The 23,578-nt window shown below is 63.4% G+C and carries 25 protein-coding genes; 11 read left to right on the top strand and 14 right to left on the bottom strand.

Translation table 11 applies throughout. The annotated features are described in order from the left end of the window. Position 1: 1 nt before the first annotated feature. Complete coding sequence (locus SG26_RS15665; RefSeq protein ID WP_225308105.1) at positions 2-1,204, bottom strand: extracellular solute-binding protein; 1,203 nt, start codon at positions 1,202-1,204, stop codon at positions 2-4. 37 nt (positions 1,205-1,241) lie between these two features. Then, on the bottom strand, positions 1,242-2,405 hold the full coding sequence (locus SG26_RS15660) for a hypothetical protein (RefSeq protein WP_014040368.1): 1,164 nt from the start codon (positions 2,403-2,405) through the stop codon (positions 1,242-1,244). A 218-nt stretch (positions 2,406-2,623) separates the two neighbouring features. Between SG26_RS15660 and SG26_RS15655 the strand changes: the two genes are divergently transcribed. From SG26_RS15655 to SG26_RS15645, 3 genes are read left to right on the top strand one after another with little or no spacing between them, the layout of a single operon-like run. Continuing rightward, a complete protein-coding gene (locus tag SG26_RS15655) occupies positions 2,624-3,367 on the top strand; it encodes a beta-ketoacyl-ACP reductase (RefSeq protein WP_014040367.1) in 744 nt (247 codons plus the stop codon). Position 3,368: 1 nt separating this feature from the next. Further along, complete coding sequence (locus tag SG26_RS15650; RefSeq protein WP_050038073.1) at positions 3,369-4,949, top strand: acyl-CoA carboxylase subunit beta; 1,581 nt, start codon at positions 3,369-3,371, stop codon at positions 4,947-4,949. A gap of 1 nt (position 4,950) precedes the next feature. Then, positions 4,951-5,262 carry a hypothetical protein gene (locus SG26_RS15645; RefSeq protein WP_050038072.1) on the top strand — a complete coding sequence of 104 codons (312 nt, stop codon included), beginning with the start codon at positions 4,951-4,953 and terminating at the stop codon, positions 5,260-5,262. Here SG26_RS15645 and SG26_RS15640 read toward each other — a convergent pair. Next, the gene (locus tag SG26_RS15640) at positions 5,259-5,444 is read right to left on the bottom strand and encodes a hypothetical protein (protein WP_008309156.1); all 186 of its coding nucleotides are present in this window, start codon (positions 5,442-5,444) and stop codon (positions 5,259-5,261) included. The genes SG26_RS15645 and SG26_RS15640 overlap by 4 nt on opposite strands. Before the next feature lie 143 nt (positions 5,445-5,587). Here SG26_RS15640 and SG26_RS15635 point away from each other — a divergent pair, with 143 nt between their 5' ends. From SG26_RS15635 to SG26_RS15620, 4 genes are all read left to right on the top strand, one after another. Further along, positions 5,588-6,742, top strand: coding sequence for an ABC transporter substrate-binding protein (locus SG26_RS15635; RefSeq protein ID WP_050038071.1), 1,155 nt, complete (start codon positions 5,588-5,590; stop codon positions 6,740-6,742). A gap of 6 nt (positions 6,743-6,748) precedes the next feature. Then, positions 6,749-7,576: a hypothetical protein gene (locus tag SG26_RS15630; RefSeq protein WP_014040364.1), complete on the top strand. Its 828-nt coding sequence runs from the start codon at positions 6,749-6,751 to the stop codon at positions 7,574-7,576. Positions 7,577-7,640: 64 nt separating this feature from the next. Further along, positions 7,641-8,792 carry a 3-ketoacyl-CoA thiolase gene (locus SG26_RS15625; protein ID WP_014040363.1) on the top strand — a complete coding sequence of 384 codons (1,152 nt, stop codon included), beginning with the start codon at positions 7,641-7,643 and terminating at the stop codon, positions 8,790-8,792. Continuing rightward, the gene (locus SG26_RS15620; protein ID WP_050038070.1) at positions 8,789-9,169 is read left to right on the top strand and encodes a Zn-ribbon domain-containing OB-fold protein; all 381 of its coding nucleotides are present in this window, start codon (positions 8,789-8,791) and stop codon (positions 9,167-9,169) included. Before SG26_RS15625 ends, SG26_RS15620 begins: the two co-directional genes overlap by 4 nt. Here the strand turns inward: SG26_RS15620 and SG26_RS21185 are convergent, their stop codons facing one another. From SG26_RS21185 to SG26_RS15610, 3 genes are all read right to left on the bottom strand, one after another. Next, the gene (locus SG26_RS21185; protein ID WP_225306758.1) at positions 9,170-9,310 is read right to left on the bottom strand and encodes a hypothetical protein; all 141 of its coding nucleotides are present in this window, start codon (positions 9,308-9,310) and stop codon (positions 9,170-9,172) included. Positions 9,311-9,369: 59 nt separating this feature from the next. Next, positions 9,370-9,849, bottom strand: coding sequence for an HTH domain-containing protein (locus tag SG26_RS15615; RefSeq protein ID WP_050038069.1), 480 nt, complete (start codon positions 9,847-9,849; stop codon positions 9,370-9,372). 79 nt (positions 9,850-9,928) lie between these two features. Next, a complete protein-coding gene (locus SG26_RS15610; protein WP_050038068.1) occupies positions 9,929-10,513 on the bottom strand; it encodes a hypothetical protein in 585 nt (194 codons plus the stop codon). A 148-nt stretch (positions 10,514-10,661) separates the two neighbouring features. Here SG26_RS15610 and SG26_RS21695 point away from each other — a divergent pair, with 148 nt between their 5' ends. Further along, positions 10,662-10,811 carry a hypothetical protein gene (locus SG26_RS21695; RefSeq protein WP_004961340.1) on the top strand — a complete coding sequence of 50 codons (150 nt, stop codon included), beginning with the start codon at positions 10,662-10,664 and terminating at the stop codon, positions 10,809-10,811. Between the two features lie 135 nt (positions 10,812-10,946). Here SG26_RS21695 and dpsA read toward each other — a convergent pair whose 3' ends face one another. Further along, positions 10,947-11,480, bottom strand: coding sequence for a DNA starvation/stationary phase protection protein DpsA (gene dpsA, locus SG26_RS15605; protein ID WP_008309164.1), 534 nt, complete (start codon positions 11,478-11,480; stop codon positions 10,947-10,949). Between the two features lie 177 nt (positions 11,481-11,657). Next, the gene (locus SG26_RS15600) at positions 11,658-12,047 is read right to left on the bottom strand and encodes a hypothetical protein (RefSeq protein ID WP_050038067.1); all 390 of its coding nucleotides are present in this window, start codon (positions 12,045-12,047) and stop codon (positions 11,658-11,660) included. A gap of 133 nt (positions 12,048-12,180) precedes the next feature. Between SG26_RS15600 and acs the strand changes: the two genes are divergently transcribed. Then, on the top strand, positions 12,181-14,286 hold the full coding sequence (acs, locus tag SG26_RS15595) for an acetate--CoA ligase alpha subunit (protein ID WP_050038066.1): 2,106 nt from the start codon (positions 12,181-12,183) through the stop codon (positions 14,284-14,286). After that, positions 14,283-15,359 (top strand): phosphotransacetylase family protein, encoded by a 1,077-nt coding sequence (locus tag SG26_RS15590; protein ID WP_014040355.1) that lies wholly within the window; start codon positions 14,283-14,285, stop codon positions 15,357-15,359. Before acs ends, SG26_RS15590 begins: the two co-directional genes overlap by 4 nt. Positions 15,360-15,557: 198 nt before the next feature. Here SG26_RS15590 and bioD read toward each other — a convergent pair whose 3' ends face one another. From bioD to bioB, 4 genes are read right to left on the bottom strand one after another with little or no spacing between them, the layout of a single operon-like run. Then, positions 15,558-16,292: a dethiobiotin synthase gene (bioD, locus tag SG26_RS15585; protein WP_050038065.1), complete on the bottom strand. Its 735-nt coding sequence runs from the start codon at positions 16,290-16,292 to the stop codon at positions 15,558-15,560. Next, positions 16,289-17,491, bottom strand: a complete 1,203-nt coding sequence (locus SG26_RS15580) for an 8-amino-7-oxononanoate synthase (RefSeq protein ID WP_050038064.1) — start codon at positions 17,489-17,491, stop codon at positions 16,289-16,291. Before SG26_RS15580 ends, bioD begins: the two co-directional genes overlap by 4 nt. Positions 17,492-17,512: 21 nt before the next feature. After that, complete coding sequence (locus SG26_RS15575) at positions 17,513-18,616, bottom strand: transcriptional regulator (protein WP_050038063.1); 1,104 nt, start codon at positions 18,614-18,616, stop codon at positions 17,513-17,515. 2 nt (positions 18,617-18,618) lie between these two features. After that, entirely contained in the window at positions 18,619-19,734 is a 1,116-nt protein-coding gene (bioB, locus tag SG26_RS15570) for a biotin synthase BioB (RefSeq protein WP_050038062.1), read from the bottom strand. A 105-nt stretch (positions 19,735-19,839) separates the two neighbouring features. Between bioB and SG26_RS15565 the strand changes: the two genes are divergently transcribed. Continuing rightward, the gene (locus SG26_RS15565) at positions 19,840-20,655 is read left to right on the top strand and encodes a heme-copper oxidase subunit III (protein ID WP_050038061.1); all 816 of its coding nucleotides are present in this window, start codon (positions 19,840-19,842) and stop codon (positions 20,653-20,655) included. 22 nt (positions 20,656-20,677) lie between these two features. Here the strand turns inward: SG26_RS15565 and SG26_RS15560 are convergent, their stop codons facing one another. Continuing rightward, positions 20,678-21,202 carry a hypothetical protein gene (locus SG26_RS15560; RefSeq protein ID WP_050038060.1) on the bottom strand — a complete coding sequence of 175 codons (525 nt, stop codon included), beginning with the start codon at positions 21,200-21,202 and terminating at the stop codon, positions 20,678-20,680. A 3-nt stretch (positions 21,203-21,205) separates the two neighbouring features. Further along, positions 21,206-23,488, bottom strand: coding sequence for a DUF6789 family protein (locus SG26_RS15555; protein ID WP_050038059.1), 2,283 nt, complete (start codon positions 23,486-23,488; stop codon positions 21,206-21,208). Between the last annotated feature and the right edge of the window lie 90 nt (positions 23,489-23,578).

The following is a 23,578-nucleotide window of genomic DNA, read 5'->3' as shown; positions in this document are numbered from 1 at the left end:
ATTAGAGGACGCCAGCGTCCCGAAGTAAGTCCACGGTTCCGGCCACGTCGGCCAGTTCGGTCAGGTTGATGTCCGGTGGGTTCAGGTCGTCGATGCGCGGCAGGTCGCCGACCGGTGCGACGCCCGGAATCATCGGATACGCGAACGTCCGGGTGGCGAAGAACTCCTGGGCCTCCGCCGAGAGAACGTGCCGGACGAAGTTCGACGCCAGGTCCGCGTTGTCGGTTCCGTCGATGATTTCCAGCCCCGAGACGTTGACGAGCGCGCCGGCGTCGCCCTCGGTGAACGCGAGGCCGATGGGCGAGTCGTCGCGGGCGGACTGGACCCGAAGCGTGTAGTAGTGGTTGGCGAAGCCGGCGGTGAGTTCACCGTCGGCGCAGGCGTTGGAAACGCGGAACTCGTCGTCGTAGGTAGTGATACCGTGGTCCTGCATCGCCTGGAGCCACGACATCGTCTCGTCGTCGCCGCGGATGAGCCGCATCGCGGTGACAAAGGACTGGAACGCGCCGTAGCTCGGTGCCCAGCCCATGCTGTTTTCCAGCGCAGCCGTCTCGGGGAACTCCTGAACTGTCGATGGGATGTCGGATTCGGAGATCTGGTTCGTGTTGTACGGGATCGCCCGGGCGCGACCGGCGATGCCAACCCAGCGGCCCTCGCTGTCCTGGTAGGCTTCGGGGACCGTCGAAAGGGCCTCTTCGGGGAGACTCGCGGTCGCACCGGCGTTGGCCACGGCACCGAGCGAACCGGCGTCGATGGACATGAACACGTCGGCGGGACTCGCGCCGGCCTCGTTTTCCTCGATAATCGTGTTCGCGAGGTCGCTGGAGGCTTCGAGCCGGTGGTTCGCCGTGAAGTCCGGATACAGCTGTTCGAGCAGGTTGATGAGGTCGAGATACAGTCCACCCTCGCCACCGCCGAGATACAGCGTCAGTTCGCCGCTGAGGTCCGGCAACTCCTCGATGGAGGTGCCGCCGGGAGCGTCCCGCTGTTCCACCAGTGGGCCGGACCCACGGAAGTCCGAAAGGGAAATCTGCCCGACGCCGGTATCAGTTCCACCGTTGCTTCCACCCTCACCGCCATCGCCACCACCGAGAATGCCGGAACAGCCGGCAAGCGCTGTTGCGGCAGTCGCGCCGCCGAGAGCGAGGAAGCGCCGTCGAGACTGCGTCGCGTTACGTCCAGTCAGATCGTTAGAATCACTCATTGTTTGATTTAGGGTTGCCTAAACAACTTAGGCCTTTCTAGTCGTCGGCGGTCGCGGGGACCTGTTCCGTCGCGGCGGCGTCCAGTTCGTCGAGACATTCCAGCCAGTCGAGCATGAACTCCCCGCAGTAGTTAAGGAAGGCACCGTTTTCCCAGTCGCTGAAATCGCCGTCGGCCATCGCTGTCCCGATTGCGTCGAACACTTCGGCGTAGGAGTCGGCGTCCGCGCCGGCCTCGTCAACGATCTCCCAGACGTGCTCGTTGAGTTCGAGCCCGTGGACCTCGTTGGTCAGGTCCGAGAACGTCGAGCGGGGCGCTTTGTTGTGCTCACAGAGGGGGTCGCCGTTGTAGATCTGCTTGCCGAGCACGTCACAGGCCCGCTTGAGGAACACGCCCGACCAGATGTCGTCGAAGCGGCCCACGTCCCACTCGTTGTCGTCCATCGGGAGCTGGTAGAACGCCGGAATCACTTCCCGGCGGAACGCGAGGTTCATCGAGCAGACGGTGAGGTACTGGCCCTTGGCGGCGACGAAGTCCTCGCCGAAGTCCGCCTCGCTCGTCCGGGTCTGGGCCTGTCCCTGGAGGTCGCCGTCCATCAGGATACGAACGGCGTCGAGGTCCGGTACGTTCGTCCAGAGGCCTTGAGAGGCGACCACATCGTCGACCTGCGTCGCTTCCGTCGAAACTTCCTCGTCCATCGCGGCGTAGGGGTAGCCGCGCGGGTAGAGACCGTGCTCGTCCTCGTTCTGGTAGAGCACGTTGACCCACTGCTCGTCGGAGCTGACCGTCTCTATCTCGCCCTCGAAGGACAGGTTCGACATGTGGGTCCCGAAGAAGTCTGCGTCCTCGTGTGGCAGCGTGTCATCGTCGATAAACACACCGTACTCGTAGTCGTTGGCCCACATGTAGAGGAGGCCAAACGACGTCTGCGCGTGGCTCGCTTCGGGGATAAGGTGCGAATACTCGCTCGCGCCGTGGTTCTCAAACCAGGTTTCGCGAGCAGTCCCGTCGTAGACGGCCCCGTCGACGCCTTCTTCGTCGAGCATCTGTTCCATCGCGTCGGTGTCACAGAAGTCCTCGGTGATGAGCACGACGAACAGTCGGTCCAGGTCGAACCCGTGGTTCCGGGCGTTCTGGAAGTACGAACGCATGCATTCGTGGTTTCGAATCGTCGGCACCATCACGCAGATGTCGGCTGTCATGTACTGGCCCTACCTCTTTAGGCCATCCTAAAAGATTTGGCGTTCTCACTTTGCTGCCCTCGTAGATCTGTTTTCCAGACATCATGTATCCCGAAATCGGAACATCATTATATTCTAAATCTGACGTTTAATGTTGTATTAGGAGAACTATTATCTGGCTGTGCTTTGCCAGATTAGGTGATGAGCGTACGAAGCAACAGGGCTCCGATCAACCACAAATGAACCTGGATAATCAGACCTGTGTCGTCACCGGGTCCTCGCGCGGTATCGGCCGCGGAATCGCCAAAGACCTCGGTGCTCACGGGGCCAACGTCGTCGTAAATTACCGGTCCTCGGAAGCGGAAGCCCGTGCCGTCGTCGAGGATATCCGCGAAAGCGGTGGCAATGCTATCGCGGCGCAGGCCGACGTGGCGAAACTCGATGAAGTCCGGGCGATGCGTGAGAGGGTGGCCGACGAGTTCGGTCCCACGGACGTGCTCGTCAACAACGCTGGTATCACCATCGACAAGAAATTCGAGAACATGACCCGTGAAGACTGGGAGACGGTTATCGACGTCAACCTGGGCGGCGTGTTCAACGGGACGAAGGCGTTCTACGACGACATCCGCGACGCCGAGCACGGCCGACTGATAAATATCTCTAGCGTCGTCGGCCAGCAGGGAAACATCGGACAGGCCAACTACGCGACGACGAAGTCCGGACTGTTCGGCTTTACGCGGACCCTAGCGCTCGAACTAGCACACACGGGCTCGACCGCGAACTGCGTCGCGCCGGGCTTTGTCAAGACCGATATGTTAGAGGAGGTGCCCGAACGCGTTCAAGAGAAGATTTTGCGGGAGATTCCGCTCGACCGGTTCGCACGCGTCGAAGACATCGCCGGCATCGTCAGGTTCGTCGCGAGCGAAGAATCGAGTTATATGACTGGACAGGTACTTGGCGTCAACGGCGGGATGGAGTGGTAGCATGAGTCAGCAGGAAGAACCAGAAGACGAGACCGCGCCCGACGACGCGGTCGAGGAGTTGCGACAGAAACGAGCCGAGGCCGAGCTCGGCGGTGGCGAGGCCCGTATCGAATCCCAGCACGAGAAGGGCAAGATGACCGCCCGCGAGCGTATCGACTTTCTCGTCGACGACGGCACGTTCAACGAAGTCGATCCGTTCGTCGAGCACCGGTCGACGAACTTCGGCATGGAGGAGAAGCGCTTCGCCGGCGACGCGGTCGTCACCGGCTACGGCGAGGTCGACGGTCGGAAGGTGTTCCTGTTCGCCCACGACTTCACCGTCCTCGGCGGCTCGGTCGGCGAGGTCGTCGCCGACAAGATCTGTAAGGTGATGGACCGGGCCATCGAAAACGGCGTCCCGGTCATCGGCCTCAACGACTCCGGCGGCGCGCGCATTCAGGAAGGTGTCGACTCGCTGGTGGGTTTCGCCAAGATTTTCGAGCGTAACACCAAGGCTAGTGGGCTCATCCCGCAGATTTCAGCCATCATGGGGCCGTGTGCCGGTGGAGCCACCTACAGTCCGGCACTGACTGACTTTACCTTCATGGTGCAGGACACCAGCCACATGTTCATCACCGGGCCGGACGTCATCGAGACGGTGACCGGCGAACAGGTGTCGAAGGAGGAACTCGGCGGTGCGGGCTCTCACTCTACCAAGTCCGGCGTCGCTCACTTCTCGTACCCGTCAGAGGAGGAAGCGCTCGAAAACATCCGCCGCCTCCTGTCGTACCTGCCGGCGAACAACATGGAGGACCCGCCGCGGGTCAAGCCGTGGGACGACCCCGACCGGGAAATTCCCGGCGTGACTGATATCGTCCCGTCGGCCCCGCGCAAGCCCTACGACATGACGAAAGTCATCGACGCCATCGTCGACGAGGACTCCTTCTTCGAGGTTCACGGCAACTGGGCGCGCAACGTCGTCGTGGGCTTCTCGCGGATGGACGGCCAGTCGGTCGGCGTCGTCGCCAATCAGCCACGCGTGAGCGCGGGGACACTCGACATCGACGCGGCGGAGAAAGCGGCCCGTTTCGTCCGCTTCTGTGACTCGTTTAATATCCCCATCCTCACGCTCGTCGACGTGCCCGGGTTCATGCCCGGCACCGACCAGGAGCACAACGGCATCATCCGGCGGGGCGCGAAGCTAATCTACGCCTACGCAGAGGCGACGGTGCCCCTGCTGTCGGTCGTCGTGCGGAAGGCCTACGGCGGTGCGTACATCGTCATGTCCTCGAAGTTCCTCGGCAGCGACGTGAACTACGCCTGGCCGGGGTCGGAGATGGCGGTCCTCGGTCCACGGGGCGCGGTCAACATCCTCTACCGGAACGAGATCGCGGACGCCGGCGACCCGGATGCCAAGCGTCAGGAACTGATGGACGAGTTCCGCGACGAGTTTGCCAATCCGTACGGGCCGGCGAAACGGGGCTATCTTGACGACGTCATCGAACCGAAAGAGACGCGCAAGCGCCTCATTCAGGACCTCGACCTCCTGCAGCGCAAGCGCGAGGACACGCCGCCGAAAGACCACGGCAATATCCCGCTGTAATATGGCGACTCGCAACACACCGCAGTCGGACGCGGAGACGCCGCCGCTTACCGATATCGAGGGCCCCGAGGACCTGTCGCTGTCGATACCGGCGGACGCGTCACAGGCAGAAGCAGCGGCTATCGCCGCTGTGATCAGCGCTCACCTGACCGACCGCCGGCGCGCTGCTAAAGCGTCATCGCAGCGCTCGACCGTCGAGTACGTGGACGAGTGGACGCTGGCCGGACGGCTGGCGAGCGTGGGCAAGCGCCGCCCCCCGAACGACGTCAAGCGGGGCGAGGAGTGGAAGGCGGCGGCGCGAGCGCGATACTAAGAGTCCGTAAACTCCTGCAGCACTTCGAGGTCGCGGGTGGTCCGCATGAACTCCGACAGCGCCCGTTCGGCCCCGCAGTCGTCACAGACGAACTGTGTCTCCGGAGCCGGGAGGTCGGACACTTGCTCTTCCCAGGCAACTGAACACGCCGGACATTGTAGTTGGAGCCAGGCCTCCTGCATATTTCGTGTGTGGTTAGCACACACGGATATACTTTGTGTGGATTCTCACTGTCGGGGGCTATGGTGCTGTTTGTCGATTCATGGCGTTTTTGGGCTACCTAAATATGGGAAGATTTAAACCATTTAGGCAAGCCTAAAAAGATATGAACCGACGAGAGTACATCGTTGCGACCGGTGTCGGCCTGGCAGGTGCCGTCGCCGGCTGCTCGGGTCAGTCCGAGGCCGGGAGCGGTGGTGACGGCGCGACTGATGACGCGACGGATTCCGGTACGACGACCGCGACAGCGACCACGGAACCGACGGAGTCGGGCTACTCCGTCGCGATGGAACCGGTGGGCGAGGTCACGTTCGAGGCAGTTCCGGAGGGCTGGGTCGCGAACAACGGGAGCTGGGCCGACATGGGGATCGCGCTCGGCCTCGACGCACCAGAGGGCGTCTGGCTCCCCTCCCGATACCACACTCAGTACTACGACGAGATCCCGGGCGTCAGCGTCGACGGGAGTTCGATCCAGAAGCTGTGGGGGGACAGCGGTGTCGGGAAAGAGCAGTTCTACGAGATAGACGCCGACATCCACGTCATGGACCCGAACTTCTTGCAGAGCCGCGGGTCCTGGGAACAGTCGGATATCGACGAAATCGAAACCCAGGTCGGTCCCTTCTTCGGGAACAGCATCTTCTCGACCGGCTACGAGTGGCACGACTACACCTACTACACGCTGTACGAAGCTTTCGAGAAACTGTCCCAGGCGTTCCAGCGGACCGACCGGTTCGAGGCGTTCCGGACTCTCCACGAAGAATTCCAGACGAGCCTGGAAGACCTCGTGCCGGACTCGGAGTCCGAACGGCCCGAGGTAGCTATCGTATGGGCCGGCAGCGACGAGCCCACCAGCTTCTCACCGTACCTCATCGAGGCCGGGACCAGCTTCAAACAGTGGCGAGACCTCGGGGTACGCGATGCCTTCGCGAAGACCGATGTCAGGGACTTCCACGCAGACCGCAGCAAGGTCGACTTCGAGACCCTGCTCGACATCGATCCGGAGTACCTGCTCCTGCGCGGACAGGAGAACAAAACGCGCTCGGAGTTCGAGGACACGGTCGTCAGCTTCCTCAAATCGGACCAGAGCGGAAGCGAACTGACGGCGGTACAGAACGGGAACGTGTATCGCGGTGGCCCGCTGTACCAGGGGCCGATAACGAGCCTGGTCCTCACGGAACGGGCCGCGTCGCAGGTGTACGACGTGGACCGGAACCTGTTCGACCGTCAGCGTGTCGCCGATATCGTCGCCGGAGAGCTGTAGGGCACCATGGTCGGACGAACACTCGCGGACATCCGTGACAGGCTCTCGGAACTCAGCGTGGCTGTCGGGCCGTATCGCGTCGTCAGCGCCCGGACAGGAACGCCGCCGTTCCCGGTGTCGGGAATGCAGTTCCCGGACCGCGAGACGGCTGCCGAAGCGGCCAGCGTCGCGACCGCCTACCGGAGTGCCCTCCGCCGCTACGACCCCCGTGTCACCGTCCACGGCCTCATCGTCTGTGAAGCGCCGTGGGGGACTGACGCCGTCAGGACTGGCCCGTCGTCGCTCCCGGAGTACTGTCACACGGTCGCCGGGTCGCTGTTCGAGGTGCTGTCGGGCCGTCATCGCTCCGTCGAGCAGGCAGTCATCGACAGCTACCTCGAAGCGGCCGAGGAGACAGAGAACCGCGAGCGCCTCTGTCTGGCGATGCTCGAAAGTATGGCCACGGCGATCGCCGACAATCTCGACCCGGAAGTACAGGCGGACACCCTCCGCGAAGCCGCCGGCCAGTTACCGAGGAAGCCAAGCGGGCCTGAGCCGGTCCGGGACGCCGTCGCCGACCTCGAAACAGCGGGGCTGGTCGACGAGACAGCAATCGAACCCGCCGCGGTCGGTCCCGGCCGCTGTTCCAGATATATTACATTACAGAACTATCGCCCGACGCTGTCGGACCTCCGCTGCCCAGTGTTGCCGATTGCCGTCGAACTGCTGCGCCGGACGAGTATCACGCCACAGATGGCCGAAGCCGAGCGAACCCCGGACGGCTGGCGCCTGCTCGTCTCACTGGCCGGTGACCAACCCGCCGAAGGGCTGTCGGTCGTCACGACGACTGCCTGAACATTCCACTCGATCTATAGGTCGGACCGTAATACATACACGAGACCCCTGTGACGGCACAGGTATGGGAGTCGCAGTAATCGGCGCGTCAATGACGAAATTCGGGCAACGCGACGCCTGGATCCGCGAGTTGCTCTCGCAGGCGGGCGAGGAATGCCTCACGGACGCCGGCGTTGCGCCCGACGACGTAGAGCACCTGTACGTCTCGAACATGGCCAGTGGCGAGTTCGAAGGGCAGACGGGAATCATGAATCTGCTGGCCCACGACCTGGGAGTGCTTCCGGCCTACAGCGAACGGGTCGACCAGACCTCTTCATCGGGCGGAGCAGGCATCTACGAGGCCTGGCAGTCCGTCGCCAGCGGGGCCAGCGATATGACGCTGTTAGTCGGCGGGGAGAAAATGACTCACAAGACGACGGGCCAGGCGACCGACATCATCGCCTCGATTACCCACCCCGACGAGTACAAGCACGGCGTGACGCTCCCGTCCTTTGCCGGGATGACCGCCCGGCACTATCTGGAGCGGTTCGACGCCCCTCGGGAGTCGCTCGCCCGGGTCGCGGTCAAGAACCATCGAAACGGCGTGGACAACCCCAAGGCGCAGTTCCAGACGGAGATCACGATGGAGAAAGCGCTCGAGTCACCCATCATCGCGGACCCGCTGCGTCTGTATGACTTCTGTCCGATCACGGACGGCAGCGCCGCGCTCATGTTCACCACAGAGGAGCGCGCCAAAGAGATAACCGACGAGTACGCCCTCGTCTCCGGCATCGGTGGGGCGACCGACACCCACGTCGTCCACGAGCGCGACGACCCGACGGTCATGGGCGGGGTCGTCGAGTCGAGCAAGGAGGCCTACGAGATGGCCGGCCTCGGTCCCGAGGACCTCGATGTGGCGGAACTACACGACATGTTCACCATTCTGGAGTTCCTCCAGCTAGAGGGTATCGGCGTCGCCGAGCAAGGGACGGCCTGGGAGCTGGCGATGGACGGTGCCACTGCAAAGGACGGCGACCTGCCGATCAACACCTCCGGGGGGCTCAAGTCCAAGGGCCATCCGCTGGGGGCAAGCGGTGTCGCGCAGGGCGTCGAAATCTACGAACAGCTCGTCGGCGAGGCCGGGCCGCGACAGGTCGACGCCGACACCGCACTGGCGTGTAACGTCGGCGGCTTTGGCAACTGTGTCATCACCACCATCATGGAGGCCGCAGAATGACGCTGGAAGCAGGCATGTGCGCAAACGGTCACGTCTCGTTCCCCACCCATCCGCTGTGTCCGGAGTGTGGCGAACCACAGGACGCGACGTTCGACCTCGCGGACCGGACCGGCGAAGTGGTCACTTGGACCCACTCGACGGCGACGCCGCCGGGCGTCCGCGAGCCAAACACGCTGGCTATCGTTGAGTTCGACATAACGGACGTCTCCGATGCGAGCGACGAGTTCGTCCGCGCGCTCGGGCAGGTGACCACGGACGAGGTCGAAACAGGTGACACGGTCGAACCCGTCTACGTCGAGGAACTCCGCGACCCCGACGCGGGCATCAAAGTGCCCGAGAGTCAGGACTGGGACGGCTACCGCTGGGACCCGGTCTGATCAGCTCTCCTCACCCTGTCGGATAATACGACCGTCTGTCGTCGGCGAAATCGTCCCCTGTTCCTCGATAGTGTTGCTGACGTGGTCAGAGAGGAGTGCCCCCTCGTTCGACGAGACGAGGACAGTTGCGTCGCTGAGCATGCTGTACCCGTCGGCGCCGCCGAAGACGACGTAGAAGCCGCGAACAGAACGTGAGTGCGCTATACGGTCGAAATCGTTGTCGAATAGGTGTCGGGAAGGGCCCCCGTCTCAGCCAGCTCGGCGATACATTCTTCGACGGACTCAGTTCGGCCTCTGTCGGCGAAGGGGGCAACCTGTACGAGGTCACCGCTCTCGTAGACTGCGAGGCAGACGGCCGGCATGATGAGTTCGCGGCGCTTCTCGCCCGCCGTCGAACTGTAACAGAGCCGGGTGTCGAAAAACGGCGCGAGGCAGACACCAGCCTCGCGGGCCCACTCCGCAAACTCGTTGTACAGGTCCCGCTCAGGTCCGTTACCGGAGCCCTGCAGCGGCACGCGCTTCTCCCACTCGACTGTGTCGACGTCGTCGAGTACGCCACGGCACACCAGCTCCTGTAGCTCACGTTCGATAGCGGTACAGCGTTTCTGTGACAGCGCTGGGAGGTCAGACCGGACGAACAGGGTCGCCCGACGACCGCCCGGAGCAGTAGAGCTGGACATCGGTATTCGCACCTAGCTCTGTGACATAATAAATCATTATGTTTTCAGGGGTGAAAATCTCACACTACGCTGAAGTTCTTTACTCCTCGTCGCTCCCCTCTCCGTCTTCGGGACCGGTGTCGTCCCTGTCTGGACCTTCGATATCGTCCTTTATCGACCGTAGTTCGGCGTCTACGTCCACTGGGACGTCAGTAACCTGGTCGGAGTCGACCTCCTCGCTCACCCCTGGTTCATTGGCTAATCTATCCTGGATCTGGCCACGCAATTGTTGGGCTTCCTGAATAAGCTCGCGGGCCTCTTCATCTTCCGGTGTCCCTTCGACAGCCTGCTGGAGGTCGGTCAACGCACCGTCGAGGCGAGAGAGCGTGGCCCGACTCAGATCACTCGCACGCTGTCGCACCTCATCCGAGGCGGACCCGGTCGATGTCGGCCGCCCTTCGGCCATCCGGAGGGCTCGACGGAGTATCTTCAGCGCCTCGATGTTGGTCTTCAACACCAGAATGACCGCAGGAATGGTCACGTCGCTGGTGAACCGGAGGAGTTCGCTCGGTGTCGGCGGCCGCGGCAGGCCGCTGTCGGTCGTAGGCTCGACCTCCGTCTCTAGCTCCTGCAGCGTCGTAACGAGGTCCGTAATCAGGGCGGAAAGGTCGTCGTCCGAGGTCATACCTCTCTCTTGTCGCCTCGGGTACTAAAGGCCGCGCCGTGTGGCCGGCCGGTTTCGTGTCGTCTCTGCCCCCGGTGTGGGGGCTGGCAGCCACAGATGATTAGGCCAACCAAAATCCTTTTAGCTTTAGGGGTGCCTAACTCAGGTAATGCCATCACAGACGGACGATGTCGAGACCTCCGAGGACCGCCCGGACGTTGCAGCACTGGACAGCGGTGCTGACAGAACCGTGTTTACCGAAGACGGGAACCGAGACGGTTGGATTTCGACCGACGTCACCGTCGACCTTCGACGGTAGTCCGTTCGTCCGCGCCGCGTTTCTCTTTCCTCTGACTCCTGAGTTACTTTCTTCACAGGCGGGTCTCTCCACGATCTGAACTGGGTAGCGACGCTACCAGTAACAGAAAATTCGGCAGAAGGCGGTGGGCCGACGTTAGTCCAAGACGAGCGTGTCGTCTTCGAGGTAGTGCTCGATGTGGTGTGCGTCTTCCTCGGTCTGCACGATGATTTCCCGGAGGATCTGCGCCGTCGCGTGGTCACCGAGGTTCTCCGCGAGGTCGATGTGATCACGGAGCGACTCGATGATGTCGCCGTACATCTCGAGGTCGTTTTCGAGCGACGTCCGGATGTCGTACACGTCCTGCCCTTCCGGTTCTACCGACGCGTGCTCTTCCTGTGCCTTGCCGCCAGCGACGGGCGTGCCACCGAGGGCCTGAGCCCGCTCCGCGAGTTCGTCGGCTGCCTCTTCGGCGTTGCCGGCGGCGTCGCCGAGGAACAGGTGGAGGTCGCGGAACTCTGCACCCTCGACGTTCCAGTGGTGCTTCTTGACCTGATGGTACAGCGTGTACGTGTCCGCCAAGTCCTGATTCAGCGCGTTGATTACCTGCTCGGACTTCTCCTTGTCGAGGCGGAGTTCGTTCTCTTCGACTTCCCCGAACTCGCGTCGGACATGCTCTTGTGTTGCCATAGTCATCTTATTGTACAGGGGGAAGCCACTTAAAGATTGTTTTGTGAAAATATGTTTTCGGGAACCCAAAAAATATGTTCTAAGATAGAATGGCTGGTTACCTGAACAGAAATATTATCCGCTGATACCAACCCTCGCTCGAGTCAGCACTCTGCGCTTGAAACAAAAGGGATAGGACTACTCCGACAACGGCCGGGAAACGACGAGTGCAACGGCGTCCTCGTCGATACCGCTGCTGTCGACCGCTGTTTCACGGAGGACTTGCTCCTGATGGACCGCGACGACTGCGGCGAGGAGGTAGTCGTCCAGACCGAGATGTGCGCCGTACTCTTCCCAGACAGTTTCTCTGACCGACATAAAGAACGTCTCGGGCGTGCGGCGTAGCACTGCGTCGTCGAACCGCTTTCGCCACTCGTAAACGAGGTCCTCGACACCGGGATTGTCACGCATCGTTTGCTGGTGGTCAGCGAGCGCGGTTCGCAACTGTTCCTCGTCGACGCTGTTTGCTCTTGCGACTCCACGGACCACTTCGTCGTCGAACGGTGCTAAGAGCGCTGCGTCAGTCATCGGACGCCGCTACGGGGGTGACGAACAAAAACACCGTCACACCGAAATCGCGGTAATGAATCGTCTAGATTCCCGCTCGCTGGGAGTTCCCCACACCTATATTCGGGCCCCCCTGTAACCACCAGGTAGAGGCATGGGACGATTATCGACGTTGTTTGCGCCGGAACGTGTCGCAGTGGTCGGGGCGACCGATTCGGAGGGGTCCGTCGGTCACGCGGTCACCACGAACCTGCTCGATTCGTTTGCAGGGGAGGTCGTGGCCGTAAACCCGAACAAAGAGACAGTGCTTGGATTGCCGTGTTACGACAACCTCGCCGGCCTGGAAGACCCCGGGTCGGTCGACGTGGCTGTCGTCGTCGTGCCGCCGACGGTGGCGGTCGACGTTATCGAGAACGCCGGGGAAGCGGGTATCGAAAACGTGGTCGTCATCACCGCTGGCTTCGGTGAGACCGGCAGTGATGGGGCCGAACGCGAGCAGCGGCTCCGCGAGGCGGCCCGCAAATACGACCTGAATCTGGTCGGCCCGAACAGCCTCGGCGTAATGTCGACCCCTGTTGGGCTCAATGCCACCTTCGGCAATGAGATGGCCAGCGATGGCGACATCTCCTTTATGAGCCAGTCGGGCGCGTTCATCACCGCCGTGCTGGACTGGGCCGCCGAGCGCGATGTCGGCTTCAAAGACATCGTCTCACTCGGGAACAAAGCGGTGCTAGACGAGAGCGATTTCGTCGCCGAGTGGGGCGACGACCCCGATACCGACGTCATTCTGGGCTATCTGGAGGACATCAACGACGGGTCGTCGTTCGTACAGACAGCCCGTGAAGTGACACAGGACACGCCGATTGTCCTCGTCAAGTCAGGCCGCACGGACGCGGGTGCGAGCGCGGCGGCCTCCCACACCGGTGCGATGGCCGGGTCGGAGCGGGCCTACGAAGCGGGCCTCGACAAGGCCGGGACGCTCCGCGTCGAATCCGTGCAGGAACTGTTCGACTACGCGCAGATTCTCGCCGGACAGCCGCTTCCAGATGGGGACGAAATCGCTATCGTCACGAACGCCGGCGGTCCCGGCGTGATGACGACCGACGCCGTCGGCGACTCGGACCTGCAACTCGCGCAGTTCGGCGACGAGACGTTCTCCCGACTCCGCGAAGAGATGCCTGATGAGGCCAACATCTACAACCCGGTCGACATTATCGGCGATGCTCCCGCCGAGCGCTTCGAGACAGCCCTCGAAACAGTCCTTGCGGACGACAACGTTTCGATGGCCGTCGTCGTCGCCTGTCCGACCGCAGTGCTTTCCTTCGAGGAACTCTCGGAACGCGTCGTCGAACAGCAAGAGCGGTTCGAAAAACCCGTCGCGGCGACGCTGATGGGTGGGAAGTCCGTCGACGCCGGTGCGAACGTCCTGAGCGAAGCCGGCGTGCCGAACTACTTCGATCCGGCCCGCGCCGTCGGGAGTCTGGACGCTCTCAGACGCTATCGGGAGATCAGGACGACCGAGTACGAGGAGCCGACGACGTTCGACGTGGACCGCGAGCGGGCCCGCGAGATACTCGAATCCGGTGCCCGGCGCGGGTCGAACCGGCTCGGCGTGGAAGCGATGGAACTGCTCGACGCGTACGGGATTCCGACACCGCAGGGCGATGTCGTCTCCTCGCCCGTCGAAGCGGAGGCTATCGCCGAGGAAATCGGCGACGACGTGGTGATGAAAATCGTCAGCCCGGACATCCTGCACAAGTCAGACATCGGCGGTGTCGAGGTCGGTGTCCCCGTCGAAGACGTCCGGGACACCTACGAGGACCTCGTCGTCAGAGCGCGCAACTATCAGGAGGATGCGACAATTCTCGGCGTTCAGGTACAGGAGATGGTCGACCTCGACAACGGCGTCGAGACGATCCTCGGGATGAACCGCGACCCGCAGTTCGGGCCGCTGCTGTTGTTCGGCCTCGGCGGGATTTTCGTCGAGGTGCTCGAAGACAACACTGTCAGTGTCGCCCCCGTCAGCGAGACCGAGGCGAAAGGGATGCTCGACGACATCGACTCCGCACCGCTGTTGCGCGGTGCGAGAGGCCGCGACCCCGTCGACGAAGCGACGCTGGTCGAAACCATCCAGCGGCTCTCGCAGCTCGTCACTGACTTCCCCGCTATCGTCGAACTGGACATCAACCCCCTCGTCGCGACGCCCGACGGGGTGCAGGCGGTCGACCTGCGACTCACCCTCGACCAGGAGAAACTATGACCGACACGAACACGCTACTCGTCACGTCACTGGAGGAAGGTATCGGCAAGACGGCTATCACGCTCGCGCTAGCGACGCGTGCCCACGACGCGGGCTACGACGTCGGCTACATGAAGCCCAAGGGGACGCGCCTGCGGAGCGCGGTCGGCAAGACGCGGGACGAGGACCCGATGCTCGCCCGCGAACTGCTCGATCTGGAGACCGACCTCCACGACATGGAACCCATCGTCTACTCGCCGACGTTCATCCAGGAAGCCATCCGCGGGCGTGAGGACCCGGATGACCTCCGCAAGCGACTGCAAGAGGGCATCGAGACGTGTTCTGACGGGACCGACCTGCTCCTCGTCGAGGGGAGTAGCGACCTGACGACCGGCAGTATCGTCGACCTCACGGACATCGATATCGCGGAACTGCTCGACGCCCGCGTGCTGTTAGTCACCGGCTACGACACGCCCAGTGATACGGACGAGATTTTGTCCGCGGCCCGGGCGATCGGTGATCGACTCGACGGCGTCCTGTTCAACGGCGTCACCGACGCGACGGTGGACGAACTCGCCGACGACGTGGTTCCGTTCCTCGAAGGCGAGGGGATTCCAGTCCACGGCATTCTGCCGCGTGACCGCTCGCTCGCCGGCGTCACCGTTGCCGACCTCGCCCGGAACCTCGGCGCGGACATCCTCACTGGCGATGCCAACACCGACGTCCACGTCGAGCGGTTCAGCGTCGGCGCGATGAGCGGGAGCAGCGCACTCGAACGCTTCCGGCGGACGCGCGATGCCGTCGTCGTCACCGGCGGCGACCGCTCGGAGGTCCAGACCGCTGCTCTCGAAGCGTCCGGTATCAAGGCGCTACTCCTCACGGGTGGGTTCCAGCCCCCCAGTGCGGTCATCGGACAGGCGGCCGAGAAAAACGTCCCAGTGCTGTCAGTCCAATCGGACACGCGGACGACGATAGACAGGGTCGAGGAGGTGCTCCGGACCGGCCAGACACGCAACGAGGCAACAGTCGACCGTATGCAGTCGCTACTGGACGACGGTGTCGATATCGAGGCGCTGCTGTCAATCGATCTGTAGTACCGTCGTTTCGGCTGGGCGTTAGTCCGTTCCTAACGGAACATGGCCCCGCGCTAGGGCGAAACCTCCACATGAAACGTGCCTTACTATTTTAGTGGTTGGTAGTCAAGTATCAGATGGAGCCTTACCGGCTCCGTAGTGTCACACGACGGGGTTTTGCCCCCGTTCTATCCCCTTTGCTCGGCCACGTATGGACAGCTACTGGTCGATAGCTGGCCGTACCACCGACCGCGGGAGATCTGTGCTGATCCCCGAAATCACGCTGTCTGACGACTCGACGTCCAGCGGCGGAACGGGCCAGACGGAGCACCCGGTCATCCGTTCGATGACCGACGGATTCGTCCGCTCTGCGGTCGTCGCGCCTTCGTACTCGTTGAGAACGACACCGACGACCGGCACGCCTCTCTGACGGAGCGCCTGAACCGTCAGCGCCGTGTGATTGAGCGTTCCGAGCCCCGAACGGGCGACGACCAGCGCGGGAAGCCCGACATCCGAAACGAGGTCGATGACCTCCCGTCCGTCCGCGAGTGGGACGCGCAGGCCGCCGATACCCTCGACGACAGCCGTCTCGCTTCCTGCCACGACATCGGCGACCCCGTCCCGAATCGACTCGTAGGAAAGCGTGACGTCGTCGTTTGATTCCTTCGCAGCTACGTCCGGTGCCAGCGGTGGCGACAACCGCTTCAGACAGACCGCGGCCTCGGTCGTACCGCAGACGGACTGGACGAACGCCGCGTCGTCATCGGGCGGATGCCCGGTCTGGCAGGGTTTGACGGCGACTGCTTCGGTCCCCTGCTCCCGCAGCCAGCCCGTCAGCCCGGCGGTCACGACCGTCTTGCCGACGCCGGTGTCGGTGCCGACGACGAACACACCGTCCTCGGCGATGTGGCCGGTCCCGCGGTCAGGGCCCGAATCCTCGCTCGTATCGCTCATAGCACGCCCACCTCTTTGCCCGCGGTTCGGAAGGCGTCGAGACACTGCGCGATGTCGTCGGCGGTGTGTGTCGCCATCGGCGCGACCCGGATACGAGCGGTCCCTTCGGGTACCGTCGGCGGTCGGATCGCAGGGGCGACGATACCGTGGTCGCGCAGTCTATCGGCCAGTTCCAGCGCGTCCCCGCGGTCACCGACGACGACCGGGAGGATATGCGTCTCGCCGAGCACCTCGTAGCCCATCGTCTCCAGTCCGTCCCGGAGCGTGGCCACAGTGTCCCAGAGTTCCGCCGCGCGGTCGGTCTCGCGAGCGATTCGCAGCGCTTCGCGGGCCGCCGCGGCGTTCGGTGGGGATAGCCCCGTCGAGAAGACGAACGACCGCGCGGCGTTCAGCAGATACTCGATAAGCACCTCGTCGCCAGCGATATAGCCGCCCTGGCTCGCCAATGCCTTCGAGAGCGTACCCAACTGCACATCGACGCGGTCGCTCAGCCCCTCGCGCTGGACGACACCGCCGCCGGTGTCGCCGAACAGCCCGGTCGCGTGCGCCTCGTCGACCATCAGCCACGCGCCGTACTCGTCGACGGCGTCACAGATGGCCGATAGCGGCGCGATGTCTCCGTCCATCGAGAACACGGAGTCTGTGACGACGAGCCACTGTTCGTCTCCGCCGACATCGGCCGCTCGCGCGCCCATTTTCGCCCGCAAATCGTCGGGGTCGCAGTGGTCGTACACCACTGTTTCGCTGGCTCCGACGCGACAGCCGTCGATAATCGAGGCGTGGTTCAGCTCGTCTGAAAAGACAATGTCTGGTGACAGCGCGTCGATTGTTCCAATATTGGCCGCGTAGCCAGACGAGAACACCAGCGCTCGCTCGGTTCCTTTCGAGGCTGCGAGGTCGCGTTCCAGCGCCCGGTGGACCTGCGTGTCGCCGGTGACCAGCCGCGAAGCCCCCGCGCCGGTGCCGACGGTCCGTGCGCCCAGTTCCGCCGCTCGCTGGACCCGGCTGTCGTCGGCCAGTCCGAGGTAGTTGTTCGAGGCGAAGACGACGGCTTCGTCGCCGAACTCCGGTGGTTCGCCTTTCGGGTCGTCGGCAAAGCGGGTCCGAGCCGAGACGGACTCGGCGACTTCCAGATGCCGGCGGAGGTTCTGTGCGTCACGCTGTTCGAGTCGGTCGTTCAAGTCGAAGCCGTGAGTCATGAAAAGCAGAATCAGGCGGTCTCAGAAGCCGGGCATCAGATCGGCGGGGCCGAACACGCCGTAGTGCCCGGCGCGGTTGTTCCGGACGCCGGCTTTCAGGTAGCCAAGCGCCGGGCCGTTAACGTTGGCCTCCATGCTGGTCACGTCGTCCAGTTCGAAGGTGTTCGTCCCCGTCTCCCCGTCGAATGTCGTGCCAGTCACGCTGACCGTCGTGGTGGTCGGTTTCTCGTCGGAGCGAACGTCGAGGACGCCGCCGACGTGGACGTCCTCGGCGTCACAGATGCCGGCCCGCTCCAGCAGCACGTCGTCGGCGTGTTCCATGTCGTGGAACTCCAGCACGCCGTCGTGCTCGTCGATGAGTGCCTCGATTTCGGCTTCGCTCATCTCCCTGGCCGTCTCGATGTCGTAGCCGTCGAGATGGGCGATGTCTTCCCGGACCGTCCCCCGGTTGTCCTCGTAGCCGGACTTGAGGCCGACGCCCCACCAGATCTCGACCTCCTCGACTTCGACGAAGGACTGGGCGGCGAGTGCCGCCGCGCCGGTGAGGAAGCCGGGGGTCGCGCCGGCCCCGCAGACGAACGTGATGCCGGACTCTTTCAGCAGGTCCTCGCGGTCGTCGAGCATGCCGATGACTCGGGAGCGTTTGAGCACGTCGATCATGACGCCCTCGTAGTCGGCCTCGGCGAAGCGCTCAGCCACGCGCGGGATGAAGTCGTGTTCGAGGTTCGGGAGCGCCAACAGCACGGCGTCGATAGCGTCGCTCTCGGCGATGATGTCGTCGATAGGTGTCTCCGTGGGTTCGCCCTGTTCGCTGGCGACGATACCGGACTGATCGCCATGTTGTTTGACGCCGCCACCCTCGACTGCGGCCGCCCCGCCGTCCGAGGCGTAGTCGTCCGTGGGTGCCGCGGGGGTCGAGTCGGATGCGTGTTCCGCCGGCCCACTCGCGATATTGCCTTCCGTCGCCGCCAGCAGTTCGTCTACGTCGAGGCCATCGTGGTCGAGAGCCACGCCGTTGCGGTCACAGGCCGCGACCGCGGTGAGGCCGTCCTTGTGCTGTGAGACTTCGAGCGTCCGCCGTCCGATACCACCGGTTCCGAGCACTGCAAAGCGTATGTCGTCCATTGTCAGTCGTCGGATTTGAGTTCTGATTTCGTCTGTGCTGTCCCTGCCGCCGTCTCGGTTTCTGTCTCGTCAGCCGCGCGTTCTTTGACCGCCTCAGGGTCGAACTCGTTGGCCTCCGTGTTGGGTTCCAGTCCGGCCTCTTCCATGATTTCGAGGTCGTCGGCCGCCGTCTGTCCCTCGGTAGTGAGATAATCACCAGTGAGGATGCCGTCAGCACCGGCCTCCAGCGCGGCCACCTGTCCATCTGTGTCGAGATTGACCTCGCGTCCGCCGGTGAGGCGCACCCGGGACTCGGGGTGGAGCAGGCGGTACACCGCGATGGTCTTGACGACCTCCTCGGTCGTGATATCGGGCAGCCCCTGTTCGGCCATGGGGGTCCCAGCGACCGGATTCAGGATGTTGACCGGGAGCGAGGAGATGCCGATGTCCTGCAGGGCCATCGCCGCGTCGACTCTATCGGTCGGGGATTCGCCCATCCCCAGGATGACACCGGCACAGAGGTCCATCCCGGCGTCCTTGGCGACCCGGAGCGTCTCGACCCGCTTCTCGAACGTGTGGGTCTGGACGACCTCCGGGAAATACCGGGGAGAGGTCTCGATATTGTGATTGTAGTGGTTGAGTCCTTCATCAGCCAGAATCGCGGCCTCCTCCTCGGTCAGAATGCCGAGGCTCGCGTCGACCTCCACGTCCGTCTCGTCGCGGACGAGGCGGATGGCTTCGAGGACTTCCTCCCACTCCTCGGGGCGGTTCTCCTTCGAGACGCCCTTCTCGGCGACGACGATACCGAACCGCTGTGCGCCGTCGCGTTCGGCGCGCTTTGCGGCCTCCAGTATCTTCTCGGGGCCGAGAAAGCCGTAGTTGTCGATGCCGGTGTCGAAGTGGATTGACTGGGCACAGAAGCCACAGTCCTCCGCGCAGTTCCCGGCTTTGGCGTTTACGATCGAACACGCGTCGACGGTGTCGTCACCCAGTTGCGTGCGCACGTAGTCGGCCCCGGCCGCCAGGTCGTCGACCGACTGTGCGATGAGAGCCAGTCCGTCCCGTCGGTCGAGGCGTTCGCCGTCCAGCACGCGTGCGACAGCGTCGTCTACCGTTTGGTTGCCCGTCTCGTAAACCACATTCTCGCTGTCGGTTGACGGTCTGATAAAGATTCGGGTGGGTCCCGCAACCGACACACAGATCGCGGGGGTACCGTTTTACCGGACCCACTGCTACGCGTTCACATGGCTGGCTCGACGGAGACAGCAACTGAACACGCCACCGACGATGGCCACGAACACCGGAGTCGGTGGCCCCTAATAGCTGCAATCGGTGCTGCGTCGCTGTACCTGGGCGTCGGATTGGTGTTTGTCGGGCTCGACCTGGTCCCGTCCGTGGTCCCAGTTGTACTCGGCGGCGCTGGTGCGGTTGGCTTGCTGGCCGGACTCGCCGGATGGGCCAACGAGGCGTTCATCGCCGATTACGTCCGGAACCGCAGGGACAGCGATTCCGACCTGTACGCCACGACGATGATTCTGTTTCTCGTCTCAGACGTGGCGACGTTCTCGGCGGGCTTCGTCTACTACGCCTTCATCCGGACCGGGTCGTGGCCGCCAGCCCACCTCCCACCGTTGCTTGGCTCGCTGGTGGTCATCAATACGGTGCTACTGCTCGCCAGCAGCGTGACGCTCCACTACGGGCACGAGGCGCTCGAAGGCGGGAACCGGCGGCGGTTCCTGGGCCTGCTCGGGGTGACGCTCGCGCTCGGCGTCGTCTTCCTCGCCGGACAGGTGTACGAGTACTACGAGTTCGTCGCCGTCGATGGATTCAGCATCGGCTCCGGCGCGTTCGGAAGCGCGTTCTACGGCCTGACCGGCCTCCACGGCCTCCACGTCGCGCTCGGCGTGCTCCTGCTCGCTATCGCCTTCGCTCGTGCGCTCCGGGGCCATTACGCACCCGAACGCGACACCGCCATCCGGACCACGTCGCTGTACTGGCACTTCGTCGACCTCGTGTGGGTGTTCCTCGTCGTCGTGCTGTACGTCGGCGCTGCGCTCTGAGCGAACACCGAGCGAGGGACCGCTACTCTGACCGGCCGGCCCGCTGTTCCAACCGCACCAGCCGCCGGTACAGCGGCGGGGCCAGGACGCCGAGGAACCCGAGCGCGATGGCGAACACCCCCAGCGGGAACTGTAGCGGCGCGGCCGCAAAGCAGGTGTTCTCGGCGACGAGGGTCACGTAGTACTGCTCGCCCTCGTAGGTGACGAGAGCCCCGCGGCGGAAGGCGTCGGCGTTGGGCACGTCACCCACGACCTGCTCCTCACCGACCGGGTCGTCTACGGCGGTCAGGAACGCCGTCTGTTCGTCCGCGGAGAGGTCCTCGAAGGCCAACTGCGGGAGCCGCGGCCCCAGCTCGTCGCCGCCGAACCGCTCGGCCGTCTCCTCCGGCCCTTCCACGCCGATTGTCGGGTTCCCGCAGTTCTCCAGGTCCGGCTCGATAATCGCGTAGCCGCCGGGCACGGCTCCGGCGATACCGACCGCGATGAGCAAGACGCCGACGAAGGGCGCGAGATACTGAAAGACGAACGAATCAGCGCCGTCGCTCATCTGTCAGCCGCCCCCGTCGGTCCGGGTCCGAAGCGTCTCGTCCGACTTGAGGTACTGGAAGGTCACGGTTAGCCCGATGCCGTAGGCCCAGTGAGAGACGAGTACGAAGGTGAGGTACCCGACAAACGCGAGCCCGCTCTGCCCGGTGTAGAACGCGATAGCAAACCCGCTGGATATCAGCGTTGCGAACACCAGCCCGGTCTCGAACAGCAAGCGACCGGGGAGGTAGTCGGAGAACGCAAGGAACAGGAGCGGCCAGGTGACGGTCCCACCGACGAGGAAGAGCACGGCCCCGATAGCCGGGCTCGCGGGCAGCCCGACCAGTTCGGCGATTTCACTGAAGGAAACCGGGTCGAGGACGCCGATGAGTATCGCTGTGATGAGCCCACCGCTCATCAGGACTGTGCCGACAAACCCGCCAGCCGCGGCCATCCAGGCGTTTCGTGAGACGGTCTCGGCGACGGTACCGACGCCGCCGGCCAGTCCGGTCGGCTCGGCTTCAGGGGCGTAGGAGCGCCGTGTCGTCTCGGGCTCGGTCGGCTCCATATCGTACTTGTTCATCATGTGCTGTTCGAACCACTGCCACTCGCGGGTGAACTGGCTCGTCGCCTTCAGGCCCCACGGGTCCGTCGTCGACACGGGCGTCCCCCGCCAGTAAGAGACGAGCATGTTGTACAGCCACAGCAGGGCGCTCAGGCCGATGATGTAGCCGCCCACGGTCGCGATTTGCTGGGCGAACTGGTACTCCGGTGGGTAGATGGCCTGTCGTCGCGGCAGCCCAAGCCCGCCGATGACCAGCAACGTCATGAACGTCACGAACGAGCCGAAGACGATCAGCAGCGCCTGGAATCTCGCCATCCGCGTGTCGTACCACCGACCAGTGATGAGCGGGTACCAGTAGTAGCTCGCGGCGATCATCAGGAACGGGATGATGCCGACGACGATGAGATGGAAGTGGCCGACGACGTAGTAGGTGCCGTGATAGAGGATGTCGATCGGGATAACTGCGAGGAACACGCCGGTGACGCCACCGATGATGAACGTCCCTATCCCGCCAGCACAGAGGATAAACGGCGCAGTCAGGCGGATGTTCCCTTCCCACATCGTCGTGATCCAGTTGAACACCTTGATCGCGCTCGGAACGGCGATAGCGATGGAAACCGCCATGAACGACAGCTTGACCCGCGGGTCCGCGCTCGTCGTGAACATATGATGCGCCCAGACGCCGAAGGAGAGGACGCCCAGCCCCAGCGTCGAGTAGACGATGAACTGGTAGCCGAAGAGTTTCCGGCCGACGAACTTCGGCAAGATAAGGCTCATCAGCCCCGTCGCCGGGAGGAAGAGGATGTACACCTCCGGGTGGCCCCAGAACCAGAACAGGTGTTGCCAGAGGATAGCACCACCGCCTTCCGTCGCAAAGAACGTCGTCGCGAGGTTCCGGTCTAGCAGGAGCATCACGAGCGCGCTCCCCAGCAGCGGGAACGCGAACAGTGCAATCCCGCTCGTGACGAGCATGTTCCACGAGAAGATGTCGAGGTTCGCCCAGGTGACGCCCTCGCCACGTTCGTAGACGATTGTGGTGATGAAGTTGATAGCACCGACCGTCGTGGCGATGCCGCTCAGGTGCAACCCGAGCAACAGCAGGTCTATCTGCGGATTGGGCTGTTGCACGGACAGTGGTGCGTACAGTGTCCAGCCGATGCTCACTTCGCGCATCGTGAGGAAAAACCGGATAGCGTTCGCCGGGAGCACCAGATTCAGAACCTGGCCGAGGACCTGGATCATGAGTCCCATCCGGACCATAATGAGTGCCGGCGGCAGGAGCCAGAACCCGATAGCGTTGACCCGCGGGAACGCCATGTCGTCGGCTCCGATGAGGAGCGGCAGGACGTAGTTCCCGATGCCGAAGAACACGGGCAGGACGAAGAATATCAGCATCGTCAGCCCGTGCGTTGTAAACAGCGCGTTGTACGTCTCCGGCGTCCAGATGTCCGCCGGCGGCGTCAGCAGTTCCGTCCGGAGCATCATCGCGTCGACGCCACCCCACAGACCGGCGGCGGTGCCGAAAGCGATGTAGAGCAGACCGATGTCCCGGTGGTCCGTCGTCGTCAGCCAGCGGGACACTTCAGACTGGAGTCGACCGATTTCGAATTCGATCTCCTCTCGGGTCGTGTAGCCGCCGTCGCTCTCCGGTCGTGCTTTCTGCCGCTCCCGGAGCCACAGAAGAAGCACCGACAGCGCCAGCACGGCCAGGGCAGTTCCCTCAACGATAGCCCTGTTTAGCATCTGTGTGTAACGTGCCGTCCCGGAACGATTGCTCGTCTCGTCATGCTACACGTTACCAATAATTGACACGCCCACATTCATAAAACTACG

The sequence above is a fragment of the Haloarcula sp. CBA1115 genome, from assembly GCF_000827835.1.
GTDB lineage: Archaea > Halobacteriota > Halobacteria > Halobacteriales > Haloarculaceae > Haloarcula > Haloarcula hispanica.
This window is presented reverse-complemented; position numbering and strand designations above follow the sequence as displayed.

Bases quoted from the DNA above. Each gene is read 5' to 3' on its own strand.
- SG26_RS15665 (WP_225308105.1), bottom strand. From the start codon at position 1,204: ATGAGTGATTCTAACGATCTGACTGGACGTAACGCGACGCAGTCTCGA.
- SG26_RS15660 (WP_014040368.1), bottom strand. From the start codon at position 2,405: ATGACAGCCGACATCTGCGTGATGGTGCCGACGATTCGAAACCACGAA.
- SG26_RS15655 (WP_014040367.1), top strand. From the start codon at position 2,624: ATGAACCTGGATAATCAGACCTGTGTCGTCACCGGGTCCTCGCGCGGT.
- SG26_RS15650 (WP_050038073.1), top strand. From the start codon at position 3,369: ATGAGTCAGCAGGAAGAACCAGAAGACGAGACCGCGCCCGACGACGCG.
- SG26_RS15645 (WP_050038072.1), top strand. From the start codon at position 4,951: ATGGCGACTCGCAACACACCGCAGTCGGACGCGGAGACGCCGCCGCTT.
- SG26_RS15640 (WP_008309156.1), bottom strand. From the start codon at position 5,444: ATGCAGGAGGCCTGGCTCCAACTACAATGTCCGGCGTGTTCAGTTGCC.
- SG26_RS15635 (WP_050038071.1), top strand. From the start codon at position 5,588: ATGAACCGACGAGAGTACATCGTTGCGACCGGTGTCGGCCTGGCAGGT.
- SG26_RS15630 (WP_014040364.1), top strand. From the start codon at position 6,749: ATGGTCGGACGAACACTCGCGGACATCCGTGACAGGCTCTCGGAACTC.
- SG26_RS15625 (WP_014040363.1), top strand. From the start codon at position 7,641: ATGGGAGTCGCAGTAATCGGCGCGTCAATGACGAAATTCGGGCAACGC.
- SG26_RS15620 (WP_050038070.1), top strand. From the start codon at position 8,789: ATGACGCTGGAAGCAGGCATGTGCGCAAACGGTCACGTCTCGTTCCCC.
- SG26_RS21185 (WP_225306758.1), bottom strand. From the start codon at position 9,310: ATGCTCAGCGACGCAACTGTCCTCGTCTCGTCGAACGAGGGGGCACTC.
- SG26_RS15615 (WP_050038069.1), bottom strand. From the start codon at position 9,849: ATGTCCAGCTCTACTGCTCCGGGCGGTCGTCGGGCGACCCTGTTCGTC.
- SG26_RS15610 (WP_050038068.1), bottom strand. From the start codon at position 10,513: ATGACCTCGGACGACGACCTTTCCGCCCTGATTACGGACCTCGTTACG.
- SG26_RS21695 (WP_004961340.1), top strand. From the start codon at position 10,662: ATGCCATCACAGACGGACGATGTCGAGACCTCCGAGGACCGCCCGGAC.
- dpsA (WP_008309164.1), bottom strand. From the start codon at position 11,480: ATGGCAACACAAGAGCATGTCCGACGCGAGTTCGGGGAAGTCGAAGAG.
- SG26_RS15600 (WP_050038067.1), bottom strand. From the start codon at position 12,047: ATGACTGACGCAGCGCTCTTAGCACCGTTCGACGACGAAGTGGTCCGT.
- acs (WP_050038066.1), top strand. From the start codon at position 12,181: ATGGGACGATTATCGACGTTGTTTGCGCCGGAACGTGTCGCAGTGGTC.
- SG26_RS15590 (WP_014040355.1), top strand. From the start codon at position 14,283: ATGACCGACACGAACACGCTACTCGTCACGTCACTGGAGGAAGGTATC.
- bioD (WP_050038065.1), bottom strand. From the start codon at position 16,292: ATGAGCGATACGAGCGAGGATTCGGGCCCTGACCGCGGGACCGGCCAC.
- SG26_RS15580 (WP_050038064.1), bottom strand. From the start codon at position 17,491: ATGACTCACGGCTTCGACTTGAACGACCGACTCGAACAGCGTGACGCA.
- SG26_RS15575 (WP_050038063.1), bottom strand. From the start codon at position 18,616: ATGGACGACATACGCTTTGCAGTGCTCGGAACCGGTGGTATCGGACGG.
- SG26_RS15565 (WP_050038061.1), top strand. From the start codon at position 19,840: ATGGCTGGCTCGACGGAGACAGCAACTGAACACGCCACCGACGATGGC.
- SG26_RS15560 (WP_050038060.1), bottom strand. From the start codon at position 21,202: ATGAGCGACGGCGCTGATTCGTTCGTCTTTCAGTATCTCGCGCCCTTC.
- SG26_RS15555 (WP_050038059.1), bottom strand. From the start codon at position 23,488: ATGCTAAACAGGGCTATCGTTGAGGGAACTGCCCTGGCCGTGCTGGCG.